This is a genomic window from Sphingomonas sp. TREG-RG-20F-R18-01 (assembly GCF_022662475.1).
Classification (GTDB): Bacteria; Pseudomonadota; Alphaproteobacteria; order Sphingomonadales; family Sphingomonadaceae; genus Sphingomonas.
In genome coordinates this window covers 1-1,571 of the sequence record NZ_JAKNQQ010000040.1, presented here as the reverse complement: position 1 = coordinate 1,571, position 1,571 = coordinate 1, and the positions used below count along the sequence as shown (strand labels likewise).

At 60.5% G+C, this 1,571-nt stretch carries 3 protein-coding genes; 1 reads left to right on the top strand and 2 read right to left on the bottom strand.

What is annotated here, in order from left to right; translation table 11 throughout:
• Positions 1-45: 45 nt before the first annotated feature.
• On the bottom strand, positions 46-468 hold the full coding sequence (locus tag L8K25_RS22530) for a hypothetical protein (protein WP_242141260.1): 423 nt from the start codon (positions 466-468) through the stop codon (positions 46-48).
• Positions 458-826, bottom strand: a complete 369-nt coding sequence (locus L8K25_RS22525; RefSeq protein ID WP_242141259.1) for a DNA/RNA non-specific endonuclease — start codon at positions 824-826, stop codon at positions 458-460. Before L8K25_RS22525 ends, L8K25_RS22530 begins: the two co-directional genes overlap by 11 nt.
• Positions 827-1,333: 507 nt before the next feature.
• Here L8K25_RS22525 and L8K25_RS22520 point away from each other — a divergent pair.
• Positions 1,334-1,571 (top strand): hypothetical protein (locus L8K25_RS22520; protein WP_242141258.1); only part of this gene is annotated, 238 nt, incomplete at its 3' end.

The window sequence follows — 1,571 nt, the reverse complement described above, 5'->3', positions numbered from 1 at the left end:
GGTCCGACGGGTTTCTAGCCGCGGTCCTGGATGTCTACCGGATGCCTAAAGGTCATAGCTCGGGGCCCCGTCATCCTCGGGCGGGAAATCGGGGTAGACGATTGGCTTATCCCCGAAGTGCCGCTTCACAATCCGGTCACGCCGTTCGAACGTATCCTCATCCGGATCGATGTCGTCGGCATAGGTGTATGTCACCTCGAACGTGTCGCCCTTGATGAGATACTCAATTTCCGCCCAGCGGTTTTGTGGCGTCTCGGCATTCCAGAGATCGAGAAGCGCGTCGCCAAGTCGGTCCAAGTCGGGGCGGCGGTATACTATATTGTTTCCCTGGTTCTTGAATATCGAGGGAGCGACCATCGTCGATCTCACGCGCGCATAAAGCAACGTGCCATCGAGCGAATACGCCGTGTCCTCCGCTAGAAGCTGGCCAATTTCGCCGAGAAGGCGATCCGTCTCGTCATTTGCCACGGCGTTTCTCCTTTGGCTCGTTCGGAATTCGCACTCTTTCCTCATGGCCGTTTATCGTAAACCAGATGTTAATCACCGAAGGACGTTTCGACGCGCCATCATAGCTCGGCACGATCTTCACGGTAACATCCCTTCCCGCCCGCCTTGCCCTCGCCCATTGATCCTCAAGGAACCGATATTCGCCGCGATTGAAGTTAGCATCTTGCGCAAAGTGGTTGAATGCGTCGGTCGGCCCATTGAACCGTGCCGCGATATAGTGACCGCCGTCGTCGGTCGGTCGCCGATCGGCGCCACCGGCCTGCGCTTGTGCCGTTTTCGATCGCACTTGCGTGTAGGCAAGTTCCAGGGTCCCTGACACTCTGCGGGTCGTCCCGTCTCGTCGATCTGATATTCGTAGCCGCTGCGGACCTCGCGACGAAGTGGTCTCGCGGCGCTGGAACGCTGGGCTGTCGTTGTCGGCGGTACTGATGCTTGCTGCTTCGAGGGGGTCGATGGGGCTTTCGCACCCGTCCGCTGCTTTGGCGGATCGACGCCCCAATCGCCCGACGCCCCCGCACCGCCGAAGCTGCCACCACCGCCTCGCGTAAAGCCCCCACCGCCCCAGCTATTATTGGAAATCGGTCGCTGCGCGTTTGTGTTCGGGGACGGGCGAGGGGACGAGCCGGACGCCTTTGCTGTGGGAGTCGGGCCCGGGCGTGGTCGCTGTCGGTTCGTGGCCGAACGAGCTTCGCGGGGCCAATCTTCGCGAGACGACGCACCGCCGCCTGATCCCCCGCTGCTGCGAAACCCGCCACCCCCGCTTTGGCCATAGTTACGCCCCGACCCAGCAAAGGTGAACTGACCGTCCGCGGGATCATGCCAAGGATTGAACTTAAGTTCTACGTCGTCCGCGATAGCCACGCTCGGCAATCTGCCGGTCCGCAGCCAGATTGAAAAAGCGCGTCGCCGTTCGTTATCGGTTATGGGAATCCTGCCGCCCTCGCTGTCTCATGCGGCGAGAACATTTGAGCAACATTTTCCTACAAGTCAACTTGCGATTGCGGCGATCGACGGCGCGGGGCTACCGCATTGCCCAGCTTTGTCCTGTACGCCGTCCGATTTGT